This is a genomic window from Ornithinibacillus proteolyticus, from assembly GCF_039581225.1.
Taxonomy (GTDB): Bacteria; Bacillota; Bacilli; order Bacillales; family Amphibacillaceae; genus Ornithinibacillus; species Ornithinibacillus massiliensis.
Genome location: NZ_JBCPXV010000034.1, coordinates 18,562 through 36,935 on the forward strand (window position 1 = coordinate 18,562; position 18,374 = coordinate 36,935).

21 protein-coding genes, 1 tRNA gene and 1 pseudogene are annotated in these 18,374 nt (G+C 36.2%); 8 read left to right on the forward strand and 15 right to left on the reverse strand.

Features of this window, described 5'->3' with window-relative positions:
* Positions 1-14 precede the first annotated feature (14 nt).
* The 4 genes and pseudogenes from AAIB49_RS14650 to AAIB49_RS14665 form a co-directional block, all read right to left on the reverse strand.
* The gene (locus AAIB49_RS14650) at positions 15-503 is read right to left on the reverse strand and encodes a GNAT family N-acetyltransferase (RefSeq protein ID WP_343458450.1); all 489 of its coding nucleotides are present in this window, start codon (positions 501-503) and stop codon (positions 15-17) included.
* Positions 504-532: 29 nt separating this feature from the next.
* On the reverse strand, positions 533-1,117 hold the full coding sequence (locus AAIB49_RS14655) for a GNAT family N-acetyltransferase (protein ID WP_343458452.1): 585 nt from the start codon (positions 1,115-1,117) through the stop codon (positions 533-535).
* Positions 1,086-1,633 (reverse strand): annotated as a pseudogene (locus AAIB49_RS14660) (DNA topology modulation protein). The gene AAIB49_RS14655 and the pseudogene AAIB49_RS14660 overlap by 32 nt, the downstream one beginning before the upstream one ends.
* 13 nt (positions 1,634-1,646) lie before the next feature.
* Entirely contained in the window at positions 1,647-2,201 is a 555-nt protein-coding gene (locus tag AAIB49_RS14665; RefSeq protein WP_343458453.1) for a histidine phosphatase family protein, read from the reverse strand.
* A gap of 180 nt (positions 2,202-2,381) precedes the next feature.
* On the opposite strand from AAIB49_RS14665, the gene AAIB49_RS14670 reads away from it, so the two are divergent.
* From AAIB49_RS14670 to AAIB49_RS14690, 5 genes are all read left to right on the forward strand, one after another.
* Positions 2,382-3,107, forward strand: a complete 726-nt coding sequence (locus tag AAIB49_RS14670) for a Crp/Fnr family transcriptional regulator (RefSeq protein WP_343458454.1) — start codon at positions 2,382-2,384, stop codon at positions 3,105-3,107.
* 251 nt (positions 3,108-3,358) lie between these two features.
* Positions 3,359-4,588, forward strand: a complete 1,230-nt coding sequence (locus tag AAIB49_RS14675; RefSeq protein WP_343458455.1) for an ABC transporter permease subunit — start codon at positions 3,359-3,361, stop codon at positions 4,586-4,588.
* Between the two features lie 27 nt (positions 4,589-4,615).
* Complete coding sequence (locus AAIB49_RS14680; RefSeq protein ID WP_343458456.1) at positions 4,616-5,776, forward strand: hypothetical protein; 1,161 nt, start codon at positions 4,616-4,618, stop codon at positions 5,774-5,776.
* Positions 5,777-5,828: 52 nt separating this feature from the next.
* On the forward strand, positions 5,829-6,719 hold the full coding sequence (locus tag AAIB49_RS14685; protein ID WP_339215818.1) for an ATP-binding cassette domain-containing protein: 891 nt from the start codon (positions 5,829-5,831) through the stop codon (positions 6,717-6,719).
* 14 nt (positions 6,720-6,733) lie between these two features.
* Complete coding sequence (locus AAIB49_RS14690; protein ID WP_343458457.1) at positions 6,734-7,423, forward strand: hypothetical protein; 690 nt, start codon at positions 6,734-6,736, stop codon at positions 7,421-7,423.
* 254 nt (positions 7,424-7,677) lie between these two features.
* Here AAIB49_RS14690 and AAIB49_RS14695 read toward each other — a convergent pair whose 3' ends face one another.
* On the reverse strand, positions 7,678-8,079 hold the full coding sequence (locus AAIB49_RS14695) for a hypothetical protein (protein WP_211741677.1): 402 nt from the start codon (positions 8,077-8,079) through the stop codon (positions 7,678-7,680).
* Positions 8,080-8,542: 463 nt separating this feature from the next.
* Here AAIB49_RS14695 and AAIB49_RS14700 point away from each other — a divergent pair, with 463 nt between their 5' ends.
* Positions 8,543-10,012, forward strand: coding sequence for a multicopper oxidase family protein (locus tag AAIB49_RS14700; protein ID WP_343458458.1), 1,470 nt, complete (start codon positions 8,543-8,545; stop codon positions 10,010-10,012).
* A 58-nt stretch (positions 10,013-10,070) separates the two neighbouring features.
* Here AAIB49_RS14700 and AAIB49_RS14705 read toward each other — a convergent pair whose 3' ends face one another.
* From AAIB49_RS14705 to proC, 9 genes are all read right to left on the reverse strand, one after another.
* Positions 10,071-10,895 carry an SDR family oxidoreductase gene (locus tag AAIB49_RS14705; RefSeq protein ID WP_211741679.1) on the reverse strand — a complete coding sequence of 275 codons (825 nt, stop codon included), beginning with the start codon at positions 10,893-10,895 and terminating at the stop codon, positions 10,071-10,073.
* A 34-nt stretch (positions 10,896-10,929) separates the two neighbouring features.
* Positions 10,930-11,664, reverse strand: a complete 735-nt coding sequence (locus tag AAIB49_RS14710) for a DUF3784 domain-containing protein (RefSeq protein WP_339215825.1) — start codon at positions 11,662-11,664, stop codon at positions 10,930-10,932.
* Positions 11,665-11,724: 60 nt separating this feature from the next.
* A complete protein-coding gene (locus tag AAIB49_RS14715) occupies positions 11,725-12,348 on the reverse strand; it encodes a hypothetical protein (RefSeq protein WP_343458459.1) in 624 nt (207 codons plus the stop codon).
* Between the two features lie 536 nt (positions 12,349-12,884).
* Positions 12,885-13,199 (reverse strand): NUDIX domain-containing protein, encoded by a 315-nt coding sequence (locus AAIB49_RS14720; protein ID WP_339215827.1) that lies wholly within the window; start codon positions 13,197-13,199, stop codon positions 12,885-12,887.
* A gap of 18 nt (positions 13,200-13,217) precedes the next feature.
* Positions 13,218-14,702: an HAD-IA family hydrolase gene (locus tag AAIB49_RS14725; protein WP_339215828.1), complete on the reverse strand. Its 1,485-nt coding sequence runs from the start codon at positions 14,700-14,702 to the stop codon at positions 13,218-13,220.
* Positions 14,703-14,713: 11 nt separating this feature from the next.
* Entirely contained in the window at positions 14,714-15,175 is a 462-nt protein-coding gene (locus AAIB49_RS14730; protein WP_339215830.1) for an NUDIX domain-containing protein, read from the reverse strand.
* Positions 15,176-15,297: 122 nt separating this feature from the next.
* A complete protein-coding gene (locus AAIB49_RS14735) occupies positions 15,298-15,984 on the reverse strand; it encodes an MOSC domain-containing protein (protein ID WP_339215832.1) in 687 nt (228 codons plus the stop codon).
* Positions 15,985-15,997: 13 nt separating this feature from the next.
* Positions 15,998-16,309, reverse strand: a complete 312-nt coding sequence (locus AAIB49_RS14740) for a hypothetical protein (protein WP_339215833.1) — start codon at positions 16,307-16,309, stop codon at positions 15,998-16,000.
* A 440-nt stretch (positions 16,310-16,749) separates the two neighbouring features.
* Positions 16,750-17,544, reverse strand: coding sequence for a pyrroline-5-carboxylate reductase (gene proC / locus AAIB49_RS14745; RefSeq protein ID WP_339215835.1), 795 nt, complete (start codon positions 17,542-17,544; stop codon positions 16,750-16,752).
* A gap of 402 nt (positions 17,545-17,946) precedes the next feature.
* Between proC and AAIB49_RS14750 the strand changes: the two genes are divergently transcribed.
* Both AAIB49_RS14750 and AAIB49_RS14755 read left to right on the forward strand, forming a co-directional pair.
* Positions 17,947-18,019, forward strand: a tRNA-Val gene (locus tag AAIB49_RS14750).
* Positions 17,996-18,184 carry a hypothetical protein gene (locus AAIB49_RS14755; protein WP_343458460.1) on the forward strand — a complete coding sequence of 63 codons (189 nt, stop codon included), beginning with the start codon at positions 17,996-17,998 and terminating at the stop codon, positions 18,182-18,184. The genes AAIB49_RS14750 and AAIB49_RS14755 overlap by 24 nt, the downstream gene beginning before the upstream one ends.
* Here AAIB49_RS14755 and AAIB49_RS14760 read toward each other — a convergent pair.
* The coding region (locus AAIB49_RS14760) for a hypothetical protein (protein WP_343458461.1) at positions 18,176-18,374 on the reverse strand (199 nt) is incomplete at its 5' end. The genes AAIB49_RS14755 and AAIB49_RS14760 overlap by 9 nt on opposite strands.

An 18,374-nucleotide genomic window follows, 5' to 3' on the forward strand; every position in this document is an offset into this window, starting at 1 on the left:
TTAATTTCTCCTCATTATATTTGTCGTGAATAACGTAGTGATTGGTATCCATCCGACTCTTCTTCTGTTACTACTTTAAATCCTCTTGCTTCATAGAAAGGTATTGCTTTCATATTCCCCTTTTGGACAGACACCCACTGAACTCTCGCGCCAAACTCTTTTTGTTGTTCTGTAACAGCATTTAGTAGCAGACTTCCAATCCCCTCATTCCTTCGATGAGGGTCTAAGTACAATACATAAACCTCTGCATCCAAATCACTAATCATACCTCCACCAGTAACACCAACTACTTCATCCTGATCTAAGGCAACAAAATATCCGCCCCAATCCTTAGATGAGCTCGAAACTTCTTCTAAAATCCGTTCATTATGATAATACGTAGCAATGATTGACTCGATATATTCCTTCGAATATATGTTATGATAGGTAGCCCAATTAGCTTCCGTACATACTTTTACAATTCCTGAAACATGGGTTGTATTTGCTTTTTTTATTTGGATCATAGCTTACAGAAACTAACCTCCCAATTTTATTACAATATTTTTTCAAAGCAGATACAGTCATGGACCCGCTTAAAGCGCTTTTTTATATTATCCTTTTGATTGCCTCCATAATGTGCAAAGGTCTGAACTGGGTATAACTTCGGAAGGGTACTCGAAATGTTCCCTTTTAACTCTGTCTCTCCTTCTAGATATACATGTAAATAGGAATCAACTTGTTGGAACCCATTCTTCTCGTACCAGGTATGGACCCACTGATCATCCCTTGTCCAGGCCTCCAATCGATGTAACTTCTCCTTCCTCGCTAATTCTTCTCCTTTCCGTAGAAGCTCGGAAGCAATCGCCCTTCTACGATAATCTGGATGAACAGCAATATGCCATATCATCCCTCCTAATCCGGTCCCCCGGGAACAAACTGTCCCCTCTTGCAATTCGTATTCGATATCTAATAATCCGACTATTTGACCGTCTTCTATTGCTACTAGCTCAATAGCAGGATTTTCATACTGTTCTTTTTCCTTTAAAACATTATCAAAATAGGCGGTGTCCAAGAATGAAAGCACACGACACCTCACCCAACCTTGTTCATCGGATGGTTGATAAATTCTGATTTCCATTTTGTTTCTCCATCTCCATTTGATCTATAAAATTCTTTACATCCTTTGGTGTGGAGAGAATGATGACTTTTTTCTCTCCTGATAATTTGTTTAATTTATCCAAAATCATTGGCCGTTTATCCTTTGGATATTTCCAAACCCATTTCAGAAAATCGATGCTTAACTTTTCATCACATCCTTCTGCCATATCAGGACGGGATGTCTTAGCATATTGCAGTCTTCTTTTAAGCACGCGAAGGATACAAATATATCTTGAAATATTAAAAAAATAATCGTGTCAGCCTTGTTGAACCTTATGTCCAATGTTCCACCATAATTTCCGTCGATAATCCATTTCTCTTGCTCCACTATTCTTTGTTGCACTTCTTGTTGTTCCTCTTTTGAAGTACCAATCCAGCCAGGCCTCCAAAAAAGCGTATCTAAGTGGTAAACCTTTAATTCAAGAACCTGCCCTAACCGGCGGGCTAATGTCGATTTTCCTGATCCACCAGAACCGATAACGACTATTCGATTCACCTTAACACCTGCCCTATTTCCATAATCTTGTTACCTCTATTAACCTAGAATTAGTAAATGTTAGTTTGTATATATCAGGCATGTCCAGCACTTGCCAAAACTGAAAATCATATACTTCATCAAAATAATTCATCATCAATACCATTATATTGCCATGTGTACCAATTACGATATTTTTTCCCGGATGCTCTTCTATAACCTTCATTAGACCTTGTATCCCTCTTTGCTGAGCCATTTCATTTGACTCACCGCCTTTAAAAAAGAAGCTGTCATTCTCCCAAACCTTTGTTATCGCTTGCGTAAAATCAGCTACTGGTTTTTCTGCTAACCTTCGTTCTTTAAAACGATCTTCTATCAATACGTTTACACGTAAAAAATCTGCAACTCCTTGTACCGTTTGAATTGCTCTTTTATAAGGACTGGAATAAACATAATCGATATGTTCTTCCTTTAGTATTTGTGTAACCCTTTTTGCGTCCGTTTCCCCTCTTTCTGACAACGGTCTATGTAATTCATCTGGCGTATAAATTGAATGTGCATGTCTAACTAAGTATATATTATAGTTCATTCCCTCACCCCTACAGTAAAATAGTAACAGAATTCTGATAATACACAACTAATAATGGATATACCTTAAAATACGATGTGCTTTTTCACAATATCGTAACGAGTTTCGGAATAGCAGCAATACATTTAGTGCTACACTAAAGATGTGATTTACCACATCTTTATTAAGGGGATGTTTTTGATGATTTCTAGTCTCATGTTGAATTCAAAAACCGATAAACATTTATCCGTTTCAAAAGATTTAAGAAATCTATTAGACTCCATTAGTACGACGAAAAAAATCTCTAAAAACACATTTTTATTCCATGAAGGGTTACAAGCAAATGAAATATTTATTATTAAATCTGGACTATTACAGGTTTCTAAACTAACTACTGATGGGAAGGAACTAATTCTGCGTATTTGTAATCATGGTGATATGGTCGGTGAACTATCCCTTTTTAGTGATGACCCTAAATATTTACTAAATGGTAAGGTACTAACCTCTGGTGAAGTAGAAGTAATTAGGAAAGACGAATTAGAAAATGCTTTATTATCTAATAGCGAACTAACCTTTGAATATATGAAATGGTCAAGCACACAAATGCGTAAGTTTCAATCCAAAATGAGAGACCTACTATTAAATGGGAAAAAAGGGGCACTATACTCTACTTTAATTCGCTTAGCAAACAGCTATGGATTAAAGCACGATGATGGAGTATTAATTGATGTCGCACTTACTAACCAAGAATTAGCTAACTTCTGTGCCGCTACTCGTGAAAGTATTAATAGAATGCTTGTTACGCTAAGAAAGCTAAATGTAATTTCTATAGACAAGTCAGGGAAAATCTTTATAAAAGATATGGACTACCTAAAAATGGAGATTGGCTGCGAAAACTGTCCACTTGATATATGTAATATTAATTAATTCATTAGTCTCCAGCAAATATAGAAATGTCTACCATTACAGGTAGGCTTTTTTATTTCTCCTAGCTTTAATAAATACCAATACATTTACTTACATAATATTCCTATAATATTACAAATTTATTAAATTTATATTTGCATTTTCAATCCATTGCTTTTAATATTAGATTCAAGGATAATTTTTTTAAAATTCAAACTCTACATAAAAATAGGATAATCCGATGTTAAGCGCATTAAAAGGAGTAATCAATAATGACTAAATCAATGATGGTTCACGAATTCAAAATGATGTTGAGAAACAAAAAGAACATACTATTTATAATCGCGCTTGTCAGTTTAATATTGACCTACGCACTTTTAATTCTACCAATGCAAGAAACTCCTGATTCTTTTGATGCAGAGGAAATGAAGAAGGAGATTAGTAACTTAGAAGCCATAACTCAAGGAATGATTAATCGGGGAGGTACCGGCTATGCTGAAATGACAGGATCCCCGTTTGCAAGCTATATGTATTCCTTAAAAGTCCAATCCAGAATGGTAGATGCCTTTGAAGATAAGAACTTTAATCGCTTTATCCAATTAAGAATGAAAGGCTTTGATTATAATACCACTAGCGCTAGCAGAGATTGGATGTTAATCGGGGATGCCCCTTATCCAGGACTAGATGATAGCCGCAATTATAGTTTAACAGACCTTCGTTACCAAGGTTATCTAGATGCAAATATTCCGATTACCTATGAGATGATTGAGCAAAAGACCGCATTACAAACTATTACCAATTTTCTTCTTGGTACAACCGCATTTATTGTGCTATTTTGTGCTATCTATTTTAGTAGTGACATGTTAGCGAAGGATAGGCAGCACCGAACTATACTGCAAGGTTTACCTATTGGTTGGTATCGTTTAATCAATGTTAAATCAGCTGTAGCGTTTGGTTATACATTATTAATTTTATTCGGATTATTACTTTTAGCAGCAGTGATAATTTCTATTCAAAGTGGATTTGGCTCTTTTAAATTATCTGTTCCAATTACGCTACCTAGTTCTGAACCGGATGAATACTTCGGTTATCGGTTTAGCGAGTTTGATTCGATTTCAATTGCCAAGTTCCTACTACTAGCACTTGGAATTATACCGATACTTATATACCTATTTATCCGGTTAAATGCACTACTTAGTCTACTTTTTAAAAATGCATGGATTGTTTTAATGGTTAGTACGCTCATCTTGTTCTCTGAAAGAATCTATTACTCTAGAACATTAACAGAGCTTTTTGGCATTGAAATAAGTAATCTGCCACTGACGTATTTTGACTTTGGCAGAGTCATCTCAGGTGAAAAATACTATTTAGTACATTTGGAATCCATTACGTATGAAAAAGGTATTCTAGTGTTACTATGTACAATTCTATTCTTAGAAATTAGTCTTTTTGTAGTATCTCGAATAGTAAGCAAACGTCGTTTTTACCGCAAAGCGGCATGATGTCATTAGTCAGAAAGGATAGTCGATATGTTTTGGAAGTTTACCCTCTTTGAAACAAAATTATTATTACAGAACCGAAAAAGTTGGTTTATAGCTGCATTCCTTCTTGCCTTTTTCGTTTTATTCTTTATGTACTATAGTCAAGATCAGCCAGAACCATTAGATAATCGGAAAAGAACAGAAACACAAACATCCTATGCAGTCTTCGAGCACCTTGATCTTTTGCGTCATGATCTGCCTGAGGTTGCAGAAGTGTACAATTATCACACGCAAATCCAATCACTATTAGGTATGCAAGTGTGGTTTATTGGAAGCGGTCATGATAGTGAACAATATATAGAAAATGGATTAGAAATTAACCAGTTACGGCTTGCAGTACATGATCTAGGGAATGCTGGAATTCCTAATCATTTAATTGTACCTAAGGAAGATATTTTAAAAGAGGATGCATTATTACATTATATTAAAGACAATGATCTACCTATTGAGCCTGACTCTTATTCAACGAATCATTATATTACAAATGTCCTTTCTATGTTCTCGGGATTATTATTTCTTGTAATTGTTCTAATCAGCGGAAGTGAAATGCTCCTATATGAAAGAAATCATCAATCAGTGATGAAAGGTTTTCCTTTATCGTTTATAGGTAAAGTTACAAGTAAAATCGTAATCCATTTCGTTCATATTTATACGTTTTTACTAGTAGGATTTTCTTTCGGAGCAATCTATGTGTTTAGAAAATTTGAAGCAGGAGATTTTTCTTTTCCGATATTAGTTTATAAGAATGGGAATTATATCGCTTTATCTACTGGTCAATATCTCCTGTATATGTTTTTAGGCCTTGCCTTAATTACATTGTTACTATTATCATTATCCATTTTACTAAATATGCTATTCAAGAATGCATTCGCTAATATACTTATTGGGATAGGGATATTTATCCTACCTGATATTGCAATGGCAGCAGGATTGAAAGCAAGCTTCTTACATCCGATAAAATTCATCGATATGTACAAGGTTCTCTCCGGTGACCTTGCCACGGAATTAGGTAATAGTTTCATTGATTACTGGAATGCAATGGCCATCTTAGGAATCATAACAATCGTAATCATTGGCATTATTTATGCTATTAATAAGTTTGCCTATCATCGCGTGCCAAAAAACATGCCTTTAGAAAAAGCATTCTAATCATTTATTTAAAAAGATCGCCTTAAAAACGGCAATAGAAAAGAGGATTGACATGTTAAAACTGGAAAATATCACAGTTAAATATAAAGACAAAGTAGTATTAGAGAACCTTTCACTAGAAGCCAAGAGTGGAGAAATTATTGGACTTGTTGCTCCAAACGGTACGGGTAAAACAACCCTATTTAATGTCATATCAAACTTCTTAAAACCAAATAAGGGGAATGTTACGTTTAACGGAGATCTCCAATACAAGACGGAAGGAAAAGAAATAGCTATTCATAAACAATTGGCTACATTTCCGGACCAGGGAGATTTATTTGAAGAATTATCTGGTGTTGATCACATGAAGCTGTATGCCAATATGTGGAAAGGTACAACGAAGCATGTCAAAGAGATTTATGAACAACTACAAATGGAGAGTTATGTTAAAAAGAAAGTAAAAACCTATTCTTTAGGAATGAGACAACGATTATGCTTTGCCATGATTGCTGCAGCAGATACCCCAATCATGCTTATGGATGAGGTGATGAACGGGCTGGACGTGGCGAATGTATCACTCATATCCAAAAAATTAATGCATATGAAGCAAGAAGGTAAGCTAATTTTTGTTGCCTCCCATCTACTTTCCAATCTCGATTTATATGCGGACCGTGTCCTATATTTAAAGGGTGGCGATATCATTCATCAACAAGTCTTAACTGATACTACAGATGAGTACTTGAAGGTTGACTTAACACCTGATCAATATGAAAATTTAGCTTATACATTACCCGAGGATCATCTTTTTATCGCGAATCATCTATGTTGTATTCCAATTAAAAATATGACGGAAGAAGAACAGAAGGAATGGGTTATAAAACTGTCTGCCTATAAAGGAAAAGAACTTTCAATAGGACCACTTGGAACTGCTGAATACTATGAAAAATACTACCATGAATTTTAGGAGGGAAATATATAATGAAACGATTGCTTTTCCTCTGTTTTATAACTTGTTTATTCGTTTTAGTAGGCTGTAGTGAACAACCCTCGGAGAAGGTATTACGGTATCAGGAAAATAACGAAATCATCGATAAAGAAAAAGATGAAATTATTGGAGAAGTTAGTGATACTATCTACAATACAATTGACCGTAGTAATGCCGAAGCAGAAGAAATTATCGTTAGCCCGGTCGTAAAAGATATGCCAGACATTATTCCTAAGGAAGGAAGATATTCGATTGCTCCATTATGGTCGGAAGTGATGGCTCCTCAATCTGGAAGGGTACTGGTTTATGATCAAGACAATGTGCTTTTGGTTAGTGAAGTTTTTGATTCCTGGTATGGGGTTGAGAGTGTTACGGTAGACTTAAATGGCTCGCATTCGGTTCATCTAGATGGCATAAATGAGGCAATAATCACCCCTGTCGATACACAATTTTCGAATCAGCTTTCCGCAGGTATTTGGGAAGTTGGAAAAGATATTGAAGCAGGAGAATATTCCGTTTATGCCCCCGAGTATGGGTTTGGAGATTTACATGTTTATGAGGAAGGAAAGTCACCAAGAGTTTTTGAGTTTCTGGACGGTTCTTCTAAGATTGACATTCAATTAATAGAGGGACAAAAGTTACGCGTAAGCGGCTTATCCCTACTGCAATTTGAAGCAAAATAAGAAAGAGGAAAGGTGGGAACTACTGTGATAGTATTTCACCTTTTTTTGTTTGATTTTTCTAAATCTATATCTTCAAACAATGACTTAACATTCTATACTTAATAATTGAATCTACGTATGAAGCATAGTCTGTGAACTTGTTATGTCGAAACAATTTCCCTTCTAACTTGTTTTATCGACAAAGAACAAAGAACACCCTATACAGGTACTCTAATCCTGTTTAGGGTGTTCTTTACTAAAACTACAATACGATATTATTGCACGATTAATGTTGCTACCATCTCATCATGGCCGGTCCCACACATAATATTACAATATATTTTATATTCTCCTGGTTCAGTTGGTGTAAATGTTGCTTCCCCATCCCCTTGGATTTCAACGTCAAATTCATCAATAGAAATTCCGTGATGACCTTCTTCATTTGTAAGGGTAACCTTTACTTCTTCACCTGCTTTTACAGTGTATACATCTTGACCTAGGCTAAAATTGGTTGCTACTAGATTTACTTCATTATTTGCATCTGGAATATTTGCTTCCGTACTTTGGGATGAGTCTGTTGATGCATCATCTTCTTTAGAATCTGTATCCCCTCCTCCACATGCTGTTAAAACTAAGATCAAAGAAAATAGTAATGCCATTAATAATCTTTTATTCATTTTTAATTCCTCCTAAGCGCAATTCTTCTTACACCCTTATCATAACTAATCAATCTATTATTAGCTGTGACATATGTCACAGCTAAACACCAATTCACGAACTTGTCACAAAATAGAAACCGTTACTTCTTTCACTTAGGAAATTGGTAATCAATTTTACGATTATAGTCGAAAAATACCTTTCTACCAGTTAAAATAGAAGGTGATTTCTTTTTAAGTTCTATCCAACATTATTATAAGAAAGCGTTTCTATAGATGGTGCACGATTTCTTTTTGGGGCGCTCGCATTAGTTCTGCTCGGGCGACTATTACTCTGGTTCATGCTTGTTTTACGTATTTTCGAGCGACTTCTAGTATGTATCGCGCGTATTTTTATGTTTATCGAGCATCTTTTATTATTTCGCCCAACGTTTGAATCTCATGTACTCTATCCATTAATAGATAAGATTGGAGAATTTTTGTAATGAAAAAAGCTTATGTTTACATAGCAGCAATCGTGATAGTAGTGATTGGTGTTACCTTACTTCTTCTGTACCTATCGAAAGATGATACATCTTCATCTAATCCAAATGATTTATCTAATTTAGTAGAATCGAAGCCTTTACCTATCCCCCCATTATTGGAGGATGTCAATCCAGATCCGAACTTAGCGGAATTCCATCTAACCGCACAGCACGGTGTGACGGAAATCCTTGATGGGATTGAGTCTGAAACCTTAGGATACAATGGAAACATTCTTGGACCTGTTATTAAAGTTCATGAAGGAGATCGTGTTAAAGTAGTCATGAAGAATGACTTACGAGAAGCAACTACGCTTCACTGGCACGGGCTCCGTGTGGATGGGGAAAATGACGGTGGTCCACATTCAGGGATTAACCCTGGGGAGACATGGGAACCGGAATTCACGATTGAACAACCAGCAGCAACACTCTGGTATCATCCGCATATGATGCACGCAACAGCAAAACAAGTTTATGAAGGACTAGCAGGGTTATTTATCATTGAAGATGCCGTATCGGACAGTCTTCCAATCCCTAAAGATTATGGGGTAAATGATTTTCCAATAATTATTCAAGATAAGCAATTAGATGCTAGTGGCAATATGCAGTATAACCCTGGAATGAATGACATGATGATGGGGCTATATGGAAATGTTTACCTTGTCAATGGCGCAATATCTCCTTACTTAGAGGTTCCAAAAGGAATGGTTCGTTTACGCCTTCTCAATGGTTCCAATGGTCGAACCTATCATTTTGAGTTTCATAATGGGCAAGAATTTTACCAAATTGCTAGTGATGGTGGTTTCTTAGAAAAGCCAGTAGAAATGACTTCCTTAACCTTGAGTCCTGCTGAGCGTGCTGAAATATTAGTAGATTTTTCTGCATTTGAGACTGGTGATGAAATTACGTTAATGGATACGGTCTCTGAACTAGGAAAAACGATTTCAGCAGATGAAGTAGAAGTTATGAAGTTCCACGTAACGAATACAGAATCAGAAGCGTATCCAATCCCAGAACAATTAACTGAGATTGATACTATTGATCCTGCTGATGCAGTAGTGACCAGGGAAATGGTTATGGCTGGTGTAGGATCGACCCTAACCATTAATGATAAATCAATGGATATGGGCGTCATTGATGAAGTTGTAAATTTAAACGATACGGAAATTTGGAAAGTAAGTAATAAACGTACCGGAGTACAGGGTGGAATGGCACATCCATTCCATTTACATGGTGTCCAATTCCAGGTCATCGACCGTGATGGGAACCCACCTCCAGCAAATGAAACCGGCTGGAAAGACACGATTTTGGTAGAACCAGGTGAAACGGTGCGAATTATTACAACCTTCAACCACAAAGGGATATTTATGTACCATTGCCACATTCTGGAGCATGAAGATGCTGGGATGATGGGACAGTATGAGGTGAAATAGATCCCTTTGCAATTTTTCGTATTCAAAAGTCGCAGGATATCATCATCACTGCGACTTTTTATCTATTAAGCTTTCTCATTACCGTCTTCTCAATCCATGTCCATGGAATAAACTTCTTCATCAACCATAGCGATTTTGCACCTTTTCCAACCTGGTAGCGAAATTTTGGACGATTTGCTTCACAAATTCTCCGTACTAGCTTGGCTACTTCTATTGGATCCCCTGCATTTTGATAGGATTGTTTGGCAAATGCATAAGCATTTTTCTTTATCGTATCATTACCAATTCTCTCCCCTACTTCTAATCCCTTCTCCCAAATACCCGTTTTAAATGAAGCAGGCTCTACTAGAGATACATAGATACGCATTGGAAGAAGTTCCATACGCAAGCTTTCACTATAACCTTCTAAAGCGAATTTTGAAGAGCAATAAGGACCCATTCCAGGAAATCCAAAATATCCACTAACACTACTCATATTAATTATTTTTCCTTGTGTTGACTTTCTCAATAAGGGCAATAAGTGGAATGTCGTTCGAATAACACCCATTACATTCGTATCATATTGATTTTCCCATTCCTCCATCGTTAAATCAGAAGTAAATCCGCCCTGTGAGTATCCTGCATTATTAATAAGAACATCGAGCTGACCGAAGTGATCCGATATCCATTTGCTTACTTCTTTAATTCTTTCCTCATCTGTCACGTCCATCTCGACTATTTCTAACTGTTGGTTTAAATTAATTTCTCTAGCCATATCCATTATTTCTTTTTGATTAGCTTGATTTCTCATTGCTCCAATTACACGATACCCTGCCTTTAATAGCTCTATAATGATAAGCTTTCCAAAGCCACCATTGGCTCCTGTTACAAATGCTACCTTCATGACATTTCTCCATTTCTAGCATGAACTTGACAACCTATTGTTCCTGTATTAGTTTTTCATAAATATCTACTGTTTCTTGCTTACTCTCCCGATTCAAAATAACATAACTATCATCAAAGGCAATATATAGGAAAGGACCTTCCTTGCCGGCTACGAATAACTTCCCTTGTCCATATGGATCCTCCAGCTTAAACTGTCCTTTCCGAACATTTTCAGAAGAATAACCGTTTGTCCGCTTCAAAACCGCGGGAAGCTCATCTAGTAATTCCACCTTAGCAATGTCATCTATAGCCCATTCATCTCCGTACATACCGGAAATAATGAATTTTTCGTTTTCTATGATGATATCGTTATTTGTACTTCCGATAAATACTCCTACAGCGATAATTCCTACCGTTATAGTTGATATAACGACAATAATCCAAAGCGATTTTTTCCTTTTATGGGGGAGCTCATACTTTTGAAGATATATTAACCCACCTAGTAAGAAAACGGTAAATAAACTAAATCCAATTAATGGACCATATGGAACACGAAAAACCGTTAGCAATATAGCTAATAGGAGTATATAAAACGAGTACACGAATATCTTCCCAAGTTTTTCTATATAACCATTTTCTATTAAATACTCCTGTTCTTCCTTTGGACGATTATAAAAACCTGATATTAAACTATATTCCTTCTTCTTAACAATTAAATAGGTCATTCCACCATGTATAATTAGTATCCAACCCATCACCACGATAAAGATTAACATACCAGTAGTCATCATTACCACCTCAATAAGCTATGTTTACACCGTTAAACAATTATATAGTACCTTTTCCATCTACTTTTTTAGTAATTCTTTAAATCTTTCTATCTCACGTCGTAATACCTCCACCTCTTGTTTCGATACTTCCATTTCTCCATAACGTACTTTTTGATACACGTGCACATCAACGTTCAAACCAATCCGTTTCAACCATTCATCAATTGTTTCCGTGGTCTTTCTTCCCAGCTGATGCTTAATTGCTTTTCGTTCAAACTTATGAACCAAGATTCGGACTGGGTGTTTTTTACTGATTTTCCACCAAGTTAGTAAACCTTTTTGTTCTTCAGGAAAATGTACATCACCACGATGTTTACCTGAAGCAATGGTAATTCCTTTTATACCAGCTTTTGATGATTTATCTCCTTTAAATATTAGAATGATCATGATAAGCCCAAAAATCGCAAGAATGACACCAATACCCATATATCCACCTAAGATGAATGAAACTATAGGTAACTCCGTTGACACGTTTTCTAATGACTCTATACCTGTTCCTATGTCGATTTCATCTTCATTATTATTGTTTTCCATAAATGGTACAAGGAATAGAACTCTGCCAATTAGGGAAAATAAGAAGTATATAGTAGAGTCCCAAATTTTCACTAGATACGTTTGCGAACTAATCCAATATGCAATCATACCTCCACAACTCATCAATAGTAATAAATATATAACCCCTTTATAATAAAGCAAAGTCCTCTCGCTTCTCTCCAATACCGATATGTTACTGCACATAAAACCAATGATTATTACAAGTAACTGGAGAAACAATCCCATAATGGAATAAAGGTTATTCGTAATTAGAAATACTACAATTGAAAGTGTAGGCGTTAATAATAGATAAGCCGCTTCCCTCCCTATTACTAAAACGTGACGTATACGAAAGTATCTCCATAAAACGATACAAGAAATGAACACGCTAAGTAAAAGAGGATATCGAAAATATAGAAAAGTTGGAATTAATAGAAGTAAGGTGAAATAATAATAGCTATGGTTTAAATCTTGCTTTTCTAAAACCACGAAAAGTATACAAAGGAGGGCAATGACTACCAACATACTCCAAGCTGGAACCCAATGGTAATAATAATGTATTGGTAAGAGAAGTAAGATACTTACTATAATCATTTCACACATAAAGTGATAAACATCGGTGATAAATTGTTGTTGATCTTGCTTCATAAGCCACCCCTCCGTTGAGGATTTTCCATTGCTAAGTCCTCCATCTCAATGTTAAACAGCTGGTTTATTTCACAATTCAATATACCTTGATTCATCCACTTATGCTCTACTAAACCAAGGAATTCTCCCACTGTACATCGCATCCCCAGTTCTTCCCTTATCTCCCTTACTAATGCATCCTTTGCACTTTCTCCGAATTCAATATGTCCTCCTGGTAAAAAAGTATTCTGATATCCTTTCGCTTTTCCAACTAATAATTTATTATCTTTTATTAAGATACCTCTAGCTAAATGATGAAAAGGCTTTTCCATCTTCTCCCCCCTTATCTATTAAACTATTGCCCGAACAATATACCGTGAGAAGGTAACAGGTAGCCCTTTACTAGTAGCATTATCATCAAATATTCTACTAATCTCCTCGAAATGTTCATTGCTCAGTTGTAAAAATATAGTGTTCTTTTGACCGAAGCAGCGCATTTTTATTACATCTATAGGTGATTCTATATATTCAATAGTATTTATCTCTTCTATGCTTGCCTCTGTAAAATTACTTTTTGCTAATCTTTCTTCTAGAACATCCTTAATAGTTACTTTCCCCTGCTTAAATAAGTTCGGGAACCACTGTATTAACTCTTGCCCTGACGAATCTCCAGGATGTAGGCCTACTACTCTTCCACCATTTTTTACTATGTCGGCTAATCGTGTATAGGCGGAGGTTGGCCCTTTACGAATGTATGCGCAATCAAAACTATTCGTATCGAATGGAAGTCCATTCTTGGTGTTTCCAACTACAAATGAAACATTACGCTTCTTATGTAAATTATCAGCTGAAATAAATTGATCCGTTACATCAAATCCAATTATCTCCTTGGCATGCATACTACATTTCTTTGTAAAATGTCCATGACCACAGCCAACATCCAGTACCTTCTTATTTTTCACCAACTGTAACACTTCTTCATCAAAGATGGTTTCACCGTTTGGAGCTTCTATTAACGATTTCCACGGATAATGATAAACCCCATATTGTTCACCAAGTTGTTTATACCATTCAAGCGAATGAGGATTAATCCAGTCCGGATGATTAGTAGGATCAGGTAATCTTATCACGTTACAATCATCCTCCATGTTTTTTTGGTCCAATAAATCCAGCAACTGACTTGGCGTTTCTAATTTAGGAAAAGTATTGTTCTTCATACTTATATGTAACGGTAGAAACCAAGTTTCCTGATACGACTTCATGCCTATTTCAGACGCACCTTGCAACTCATTTGATCCTCCATCTCCAACGAACCCGGCCTCCTCAGGGGTAACACTTAAACGTTTACAAGCTAATTCGTAAATCCCTCTATTTGGCTTAGCATCCTTTACTTTGTAGGAAAATATAACATCGTCAAAAAACGGTACTAGCTTAGACTGGTGAAATCCAATAACTTCCTCTTCTGTACAATTACTAATCAAACCAATTTTAATTTGCTTTTCTTTAAGTTTTTGTAAAAGTTGAAGGATAGTATCATCTATCTTTTGAAAAGGTACTAACTTACAAGCTACTCTAAGTTTATGCACTTCTTCGATAGCGTTCTCATCGACTGGTTTCCCACATGATTGCAAAATATCTCTTAATACACTTTGGTGATTTGTAAATGTACCATTCATACGTCTTTCTCTTCTTAATACCCATTCCTTTTTATATACATCTTCATCAATTCCCAATACTTCTACAGAATAGGAGGCCTTCTTTTGATTATTTTCCCATTCCGTGATAAGCGTCTCATACAGGTCAAAAAAGATAGCTTGCACCAATGAATAACACACTCCTTCACCCCTTAATTTATATCTCCTAAATAAACTGGAAATTCTACTCCTTTTGTATAGTCTATGAGCTTCTCTCTCATAGTTTGCGGATAGAGCCTATATTGCATTAACGCTTCCAATGGCAACCATTCCACTGAAATTTGCCCCTCATCTGGCACTATTCCATTCCCCAGATCTCTACTACCTGTCACGCTACATAAAAACATATACTCGATTTGATGTACATCTGCATCAAAGTCGGCATGTTCATGATTATTCCCAATATATTCCCGAATAAATAACAGGCTACCAACATCAACATCTGCATTAACTTCCTCCACACACTCTCGTTTTACAGCTTCATGAAGTGTTTCCCCATGTTCTTGTCCGCCACCAGGAAGTAAATAATAGTAGCCATCTTTATCTTCTTTTTTTATAGTTAATAGTTTATTTTCTTCCATAATAATTGCTTTTGCTGAATTTCTTATTCCCATTTTCCTACTCCCCTTCAACAAGCTATTGGTATAAAATAGAAAATCGTACAGCCAACTATATTTCTGTACGATTTCATTTCTAGTGTTCTACCTATTTATTCATTTATATTTGACTATACGTATCAATCGGTTCCAGAGGAAGCTTTTCCTTCCAAACGCTTCACTAAAGGCTGCTTCCAACTATCAGCTAATAGATGGCAACTTACTAGCTTTTCCACTAGCTCCAGATCATTCTTTTTTTCATACATGACTTCATTACAATTGGCAATGGACCATTCTATAAATGGTCGTTCTAACAAGGCTAGCTCTGCTCCTGCTTTAACGACCCCCTCTTGCAATACGCGAAAATACCAGCCTGTCCTTCCCGTTTTCTGTATACGCATTGCCAGGTCCATTGTTCGATGGCGACGAGCTGGCTTCCAGCAAGGTTTTCTAGGTTGAGAAACTTGTATGACCGCCTCACCAAATTGATATGTATCACCAATACAAACCGTGTATTCATCCATATCAGCCACTGCTAGATTTTCCCCCATACCACCTATATGGATACCTTCTATTTGTTGTTCATTTTGCCAATAATCATAGTGACTTACTGGATATGCAAAAATCGCCTTCTCTTGTCCCCCATGATTTTTCTTATCCGCTACTTCATCACCTTTTAACCCGGATTTACTTAACCAAACAGGCATTTCTGTACTCGCTTTAAACATGCCGCTCTCCCATGCTTTCTCTAATGGATTTGTGGCATCCGGATTACCGACTCGCTTCACTTTACCTACTAACAATTTTTGAACGTATGGTGTTTTCACTCTCTATCTCCTATCACGAAATATGATAATTTAACCAAGTTAAAATAAATGGAGCGATCATTAAAAAAACAGCTGCCATAATGACCCCATTGGTCATCGCTTTTGATAACTTATTTCTCCTCATCCCATTATACCAACCTGAAAATTGCAACTTATTCCGATACAATACAAAAAACAGAACGAGTATCCCTATGAATCCAAATAGCATATAATCTGATGAAATTTCAAATGTTGCATAAATACTTCTTATAATATAACCACCTATCACTTCAAAGAAGGCCAAAAGAAACATTATCCGAACTAACTCCAGACTCATTCTTACCATTACATTACTCTCCTTTACGGAATATGCTACGTTTAGTAAGTATTTACTATAATATTACCACATTTTTTAGAATTATTTATCGGTTCGGATTAATTTCTTTGCAAAATAGCTGAAGTAATTACCAACTATTTAACACTCTCTTTAAATGTAGAATCGAGCTAAATTTTAGGTTTTATTCAACAGAAATTCACTGGGGAAAAGCTGCATAATGATGGAGGAATACTGTGAATTGGACTTATTTCATCTGGTGTTTTGAGGGTTAATGATTCTATAAAATTATATATTGGAAAGCAAGTTCGAGCACTTCTTCGAGAAAAATAGAAGTTGATATTATTCTCTTTTTTGCCAGTAACTACATATGAGCAAAAAAGAGAAGAATCCATATGAATAGCACCAACTAATAGTTAGATATACAACTCCATGGATTCTTCCTTTTTCAATTATCGCATTTTATTTATATTGGCTTGCACCGCTTGTATGATAGCTGAACGAAACCCATGTTCTTCCAAAGCAGCTACAGACTGAATTGTTGTACCACCTGGTGAACAAACATCATCTTTTAGTTTACCTGGGTGTTCATTTGTTTCTAATACCATTTTCGCTGATCCTAAAAGTGCTTGTGCAGCTATTCGGTATGCTTTATCACGTGGCATCCCATTTACAACTGCCGCATCTGCTAATGCTTCGATAAACATATATCCAAACGCTGGAGATGACCCACCTACCGCACTAGCAGTATCCATTAGACTTTCATCTATAATCTCTGCTTTACCAAAGCATTCAAATAACCGTGTTACCTCAATTTGCTCTTCAGGTGTAACAAGTTGGTTAAAACTAATAGCGGTTAACCCTTCGCCGACTAGTACAGGTGTATTTGGCATTGCTTTAACTAACTTTATATTGCGATTAAATTGTTCCTCAGTTTGGGCAATCGTTTGTCCAGCAGCAATGATAATCACAATTGTCTCTTCTTGCACGACATCCTTTATTTCATCTATTACTAGAGGATATTTATCAGGTGTAACTGAAAGAAAAACAATATCACTCTTGTTCAGAACATCTTGGTTATTTTCCGCAACGTTTATTCCATACGTTACGTTTAAATCTAATAATTTTGGCATAGTACGATTGGATGCATAAATATTCTCCGGTAGCACAAACTCGGAATTCACAATACCCCCGATAATCGCCTCTGCCATTTTCCCACTACCAATAAACCCTATTTTTCGTTCCACGTAAAAATTCCTTTCCACTGATGTCATAAAAGTTCATTTTAGTATATTGCTAGTTTTATGGCAATGGTAGAGCAGTAGATCTATTTATTAAGTTATAGGCTGGACTTACATTATGAGGTCGCGTAGAGGAGTCTAAATTCGCGCGGGAAACGTAAGAAATCGCGCCAGGTTTACTTCATAACGCGCGAACATCACAATAATCGCGCCACATCTGATTTATAGCGCGATATTCTATTAATCTGGAGCAATTCTATCAGATTACGCGCGAATTTTCCTTTTTCTCGCGCGAAAATCCATTCTTGTCGCGCGATTTAATTAACATCAAGATAACAAACCTAAGTCGAGCCATTTTCTTATTGACATGTAAAGATAGAATCCATATAATTATTCAATAAAGCTTATGATTCCGTAGCTCAGCTGGGAGAGCGCCACCTTGACAGGGTGGAGGTCGTTGGTTCGAGCCCAATCGGAATCATCACTTCAAAACATTGATATAAAGCGATTCCAAGCCAATTTAGGAATCGCTTTATTCTTTATTCTTTATCGTGTTGCCGACATTTTGACGGCAAAAGGCTGTTTTTCGTTGGTTTTTGTTGGTTTATCTTGGTTAAAATTACGTCTTAAATTTAGGCTAAAATAAAACAATCAAAAATCCATACCCAAACACTCCAACTACACCAAACTTTGCAAAAGTTTTACTAATCATCGCTAAAAGTGCATATACTCCTATTGATACTCCAACAAGTATTGGAATGGCCGATATATAATCGAGTGCTATATTGGTCATTCCTTCTTTTATTTTTGTCCCAATCCACTCTCCTACATATGCT

What these genes read in the sequence shown, in the direction of transcription:
- AAIB49_RS14650 (WP_343458450.1), bottom strand. Translation starts at nt 503, where the DNA reads ATGATCCAAATAAAAAAAGCAAATACAACCCATGTTTCAGGAATTGTA.
- AAIB49_RS14655 (WP_343458452.1), bottom strand. Translation starts at nt 1,117, where the DNA reads ATGGAAATCAGAATTTATCAACCATCCGATGAACAAGGTTGGGTGAGG.
- AAIB49_RS14665 (WP_343458453.1), bottom strand. Translation starts at nt 2,201, where the DNA reads ATGAACTATAATATATACTTAGTTAGACATGCACATTCAATTTATACG.
- AAIB49_RS14670 (WP_343458454.1), top strand. Translation starts at nt 2,382, where the DNA reads ATGATTTCTAGTCTCATGTTGAATTCAAAAACCGATAAACATTTATCC.
- AAIB49_RS14675 (WP_343458455.1), top strand. Translation starts at nt 3,359, where the DNA reads ATGACTAAATCAATGATGGTTCACGAATTCAAAATGATGTTGAGAAAC.
- AAIB49_RS14680 (WP_343458456.1), top strand. Translation starts at nt 4,616, where the DNA reads ATGTTTTGGAAGTTTACCCTCTTTGAAACAAAATTATTATTACAGAAC.
- AAIB49_RS14685 (WP_339215818.1), top strand. Translation starts at nt 5,829, where the DNA reads ATGTTAAAACTGGAAAATATCACAGTTAAATATAAAGACAAAGTAGTA.
- AAIB49_RS14690 (WP_343458457.1), top strand. Translation starts at nt 6,734, where the DNA reads ATGAAACGATTGCTTTTCCTCTGTTTTATAACTTGTTTATTCGTTTTA.
- AAIB49_RS14695 (WP_211741677.1), bottom strand. Translation starts at nt 8,079, where the DNA reads ATGAATAAAAGATTATTAATGGCATTACTATTTTCTTTGATCTTAGTT.
- AAIB49_RS14700 (WP_343458458.1), top strand. Translation starts at nt 8,543, where the DNA reads ATGAAAAAAGCTTATGTTTACATAGCAGCAATCGTGATAGTAGTGATT.
- AAIB49_RS14705 (WP_211741679.1), bottom strand. Translation starts at nt 10,895, where the DNA reads ATGAAGGTAGCATTTGTAACAGGAGCCAATGGTGGCTTTGGAAAGCTT.
- AAIB49_RS14710 (WP_339215825.1), bottom strand. Translation starts at nt 11,664, where the DNA reads ATGACTACTGGTATGTTAATCTTTATCGTGGTGATGGGTTGGATACTA.
- AAIB49_RS14715 (WP_343458459.1), bottom strand. Translation starts at nt 12,348, where the DNA reads ATGATTGCATATTGGATTAGTTCGCAAACGTATCTAGTGAAAATTTGG.
- AAIB49_RS14720 (WP_339215827.1), bottom strand. Translation starts at nt 13,199, where the DNA reads ATGGAAAAGCCTTTTCATCATTTAGCTAGAGGTATCTTAATAAAAGAT.
- AAIB49_RS14730 (WP_339215830.1), bottom strand. Translation starts at nt 15,175, where the DNA reads ATGGGAATAAGAAATTCAGCAAAAGCAATTATTATGGAAGAAAATAAA.
- AAIB49_RS14740 (WP_339215833.1), bottom strand. Translation starts at nt 16,309, where the DNA reads ATGGTAAGAATGAGTCTGGAGTTAGTTCGGATAATGTTTCTTTTGGCC.